This window comes from Myxococcales bacterium (genome assembly GCA_012517325.1).
GTDB lineage: Bacteria > Lernaellota > Lernaellaia > Lernaellales > Lernaellaceae > JAAYVF01.
This window is the reverse complement of sequence record JAAYVF010000131.1, coordinates 1-4,087: the sequence shown is the minus strand read 5'-3', so window position 1 is coordinate 4,087 and position 4,087 is coordinate 1. Positions and strand designations below refer to the sequence as shown.

Genomic DNA, 4,087 nt, shown 5'->3' with positions numbered 1-4,087 from the left:
TCGACCACCGTCGGAATTTCTCACAACCGAGGTTTCGATCATTCCTCAGCACATGGATAAATAACACTACTTTACTTTGCCAAAGTCAAGACCAATCGGAGTATCTTTCTCCGTCAGACCCGGTGGAGATGTCGGCCCATAGATCAATGCCTAATTGCGTGACGGGCATACCGGCCAGCGGATAGGTCAGGGCCTGGATCATGGCGTTGAGATGTTTTTTCGCGGTGGCCCAGCTTTCGCCGGTGCCGGAATCGTCGGCCTGGTCGGGATCGACGTACCAATTGGGCATGAGTGCTCTCTAAATGCCTTCGCTTCGTGCATCCAGACACGTTGTAAATCCGGAAGGCGAATAGGAGGATACATCTTTGATAAAAAAACAATGGGAAAATTAATTATTTTTTAATGTATATGATTTTGTATTTGGCCGGCGATTGGGGAATGGATTACAAGCCATGGAAAAATAAACGAAAATTATCAATTCCGGCAAATCCGACGGAGGGTTTGGCGGAGAGGTGAAATCGTGTGATGGCGCTTCCGAAGTGGATTCCGGCTTGCGCACGGTTAGACGGCGAGGGTTTTTATCGCGGCTGCTAAGCCGCTCTTACACCAGTCAAGTCGCTGGCGCTCCTGGCGTGGGTTCCGGCTGGCGCACGGAAAGTCAGTGAGGGTTTTTATCGCGGCTGCTAAGCCGCTCCTACACCAGTCAAGTCGTTGGCGCGCGGAGTTTCGCGTGCTAAAGTTGGGCGGTTGCTTTGCGCAAAGGAGACAAGACGTGAACCGTTTGCTGGTATTGCTCTCGGCCCTGCTGCTGTTGCCGGCGATTTTCGCCGGGTGCTCGTCGGATGACGATGATTCTTCGGGAGACTCAGGGCAGGCTCAAGATGACGACGACAACAACGACAACGACGATTCCACGCCGGCCGATGACGACAGCGGGGCCGACGACGATGACGACGATGATGACAATGACGACAATAACGACAATGATGATAATAATGATGATAATGACGATAACGACGACAACGACGACACCACGCCGATCGAGTGCGACGGCGTGATCAGCCGCCAGCCTTATCTGCAGGGCGTCACCCAGACGAGCATCCGGATCATGTGGCAGACCGATCCGTTGGGCGATTCGCAGGTCGAGTACGGTTTGACGAGCGAGTTAGGCAGCGTGAAGCGCTCGAACGAACTGGTCAAAACCCACTTGGTCGAGCTGACCGGCCTGGAACCGGAAACCACCTACTATTACAAGGTCCGCTCCTGCGAGGACGAAAGCACCGTCGCCACCTTCCAAACGGCGGTCGAGCCCGATTCGCCTTTCCAATACGTGGTCTTCAGCGACAACCAATCGAATTACGATATTTTCACCCAGATCGCCGCGCTCATGTTGGCGGAAGAACCCGATCTGGCTCTCAGTTGCGGCGACATCGTCAACGACGGCCGGAACGAGCCGGATTTCAACGAGCAGTTCTTCAACCCGGCGGCCGATCTCTGGCGCGTCACGCCGGTCTACGTCAGCATCGGCAACCACGAACACAATTCGCCCAATTTCTACCAGTCGTTCGCCTTCGCCGATTCGAACTTCTATTACAGCTTCACCTACGGCAACACGTTTTTCATCGCCCTGAACAGCAACCTGTTGTACTTCCCCGGCTCGCCGCAATACGGTTGGTTCGTCGATCAACTGGCTTCCGGCGAGGCGCAGGACGCCGAATTCATCGTGGTCTTCACGCACAAGCCGCCGTACAGCGAGGGGTGGGACACCTATCCCGGCGACCTGACGATGCGCTGGTTCATCGATCCGCTGATGGTGCAATACGGGGTGGATGCGTTCTTTTCCGGCCACACTCACGATTACGAGCGCGGGCACCTGAACGGCGTCACTTATTACATCAACGGCGGGGCGGCGGGCGGGTTGGATACCTGGGCGCGCGACTGGGAACACATCGTGTTCTATCAGTCGGTGCACCATTTCCTCAGCATCAGTGTCGAGGACAACGTCATGACGATCGATGCCATCGATCTCGACGGCAACCTGTTCGATACCTATCAGATCGTGCACTAGCGGGCTGTTGAAAAACACCCGGCTAGCGGCCGAGCGGTCCCGTCAATTCCACCGGCCGCCCGGACTGCAGATCGGCCGCGGTGATGACCCGGCTTTGCTCCCGGCCGTCGGGGAACGTGACGACCAGCATCGCGACGATGCGGCTCGCCGGCCCGGCGGCGGCGATTTGCCGGTAGACCGCCGGCGGCGCGAAAACGACGCGCGCCTCGCTGCCCTGCCTGGTCACCGTCAGCGGCCCGCCCAGGTCTTTCGCCGGCAGCGGCTGGCGCGTCCGATAACCCTCGGCGACCGTCCGCCGTTCGCCCTCGCCGACCGTTTCCAGCCAGCGGTAGTAGTTGTGGCCCAGTTCCGGCAACAGCAACGCGTCGACGCGGGACTGGTATTGCGCCGCCGCGCGGCCGATCTCGTCGCCGGCCCAGAGGATCGCCCAATCGACCTTCAGGTTTTTGTCGAGCCGCAGGTGCAGAATCGGCGTGATCCGCCCGCCGAGCCGGCGGGTGTAATCGGCGGCCGCCGCATCGTCGAACGCCGTCAGCAGGCGGGCGATCGCCTCGCCGTCGACCTTGGCGCCGGCCGCGCCCGGCCAGGGCACGAATTTTTCGGCCTTGGTTTTCACCGTCGCCTGGAACGGCGCGTCGAATTGGGCTTCCTCTACGCTCCAGGCCAGTTCGCCGTTGTCGCGCCGCGCCAGCGGTTCCTCGGCGACGAGGTTGCCGGGTAGGTCGAGTTGCAACGTGAACCGGTTGCCGGAAGGCGACTGGGAATTATCCGCCGTCGCGGGCGCTTTCGTCTCCTCGTAAAACTTGCCGAGGCGCACCAGCCGGGCCAGTTCCAGTTTCGCGGCTTTCACCCCGATCGTCGCATCACCCTTTTTCACGCTGATTTCGCCGGTCAGGCCCAGCAGTTCGAGGTAGCGAGCCGTGCGCGCCGGATCGGTGAAAATCACCCGCCGTTGCAACAACACGTTCGCGCCGACGCGGTGCACGGCGGCGTCGATGACCCGCGCCTTGCCGATCAGCGCCGCGTCCTGTTCGAGCGATTGCCGCAGGTCGTTTTCCACGTCTTGCGGCGACAGGCCCAGCGCCGACCGGCGCGTGTCGTAAACGCTGGCGGGCACGACCACGTCGTGCGTCACCAGCAGTTCGCCGTTGGGGAACAGTTGCAGCCGCACCTTGACGTCGTAACAACCGGCGAGCATCAAGGCCACCAGCAAAATCGCCACCAGACAACGCTTGCGTTTCATCGACGCCTCCCGAGCAGGATGTCGAAAAAGGCCGTCCTGGCCTTTTTCAACGGTGGGAACTAAAAAACGCGGTTTTTGTTTCCCTTCATTTCTGGCCACTTCGAAAGTTGCCGAAAACGGCGATCCATCCCTGGATCGCGCGCCCGGTGTTTTCGACACCCGGCTAGCGAGCTTTCGTGGTTCGCACGATGAACTGGCCGCCGTCGGCCGCGCCGGCCGCCGTCAACACGAACCGCGCCTGCGACGGCCCGGTTTTTTCGCCGTTCGTGCCGATCACCGGCTCGGCGGTAACGACGATCACCTCGCCGAGCGCCTGATCCGGATTTTCCGGCGCGCCGCCATCGAGCAGGCGGTTGATCTGCAGGACGTACACCGTATCCTCGCCGTCGCGCTTCGCGGTCAGCCAGGACGCGACCTCGGCGAGTTTCAACGGCTCGTTGCGGCGGCGGACAAAGGCGACGCCGTCGGCGCCGCTTTCGCTCTTGGCCGGTTCGACCGACAGGCGATAAGCGGCGGCGGCCTCGGGCAGCATGGCTTGCAGCATGGCCTCGCGGCCGGCCAGCAGAACCGCCCCCGGTCCGTAGAAAGCGCGGGCGGTTTCCCATTGTACGCGGTCGCCGGGCAGAATCGTCAGGTGAATGAGAAAATGAGTGCCGCGGATCGCGGCCGTGGCCGCGTCTTGCACGGCCTGCCGCTCGCGCAGTTGCGCCACCAGATCGAGGATGCGCTTGTAATCGTCGGACGGTCCGGCAAATTCCTGCTTTTTGGCCGCCTCC

The 4,087-nt window shown here is 60.9% G+C and carries 4 protein-coding genes; 1 reads left to right on the top strand and 3 read right to left on the bottom strand.

Annotation, left to right across the window (positions count from 1 at the left end; translation table 11 throughout):
* Positions 1-85: 85 nt before the first annotated feature.
* The gene (locus GX444_21150) at positions 86-289 is read right to left on the bottom strand and encodes a hypothetical protein (GenBank protein NLH51092.1); all 204 of its coding nucleotides are present in this window, start codon (positions 287-289) and stop codon (positions 86-88) included.
* Between the two features lie 483 nt (positions 290-772).
* On the opposite strand from GX444_21150, the gene GX444_21145 reads away from it, so the two are divergent.
* Entirely contained in the window at positions 773-2,068 is a 1,296-nt protein-coding gene (locus GX444_21145; GenBank protein ID NLH51091.1) for a metallophosphoesterase family protein, read from the top strand.
* A gap of 22 nt (positions 2,069-2,090) precedes the next feature.
* Here GX444_21145 and GX444_21140 read toward each other — a convergent pair whose 3' ends face one another.
* Positions 2,091-3,311 (bottom strand): hypothetical protein, encoded by a 1,221-nt coding sequence (locus tag GX444_21140; protein NLH51090.1) that lies wholly within the window; start codon positions 3,309-3,311, stop codon positions 2,091-2,093.
* A 163-nt stretch (positions 3,312-3,474) separates the two neighbouring features.
* Positions 3,475-4,087: hypothetical protein (locus GX444_21135; GenBank protein ID NLH51089.1), on the bottom strand; the 613-nt coding region annotated here is incomplete at its 5' end.

Bases quoted from the DNA above. Each gene is read 5' to 3' on its own strand.
- GX444_21150 (NLH51092.1), bottom strand. From the start codon at position 289: ATGCCCAATTGGTACGTCGATCCCGACCAGGCCGACGATTCCGGCACC.
- GX444_21140 (NLH51090.1), bottom strand. From the start codon at position 3,311: ATGAAACGCAAGCGTTGTCTGGTGGCGATTTTGCTGGTGGCCTTGATG.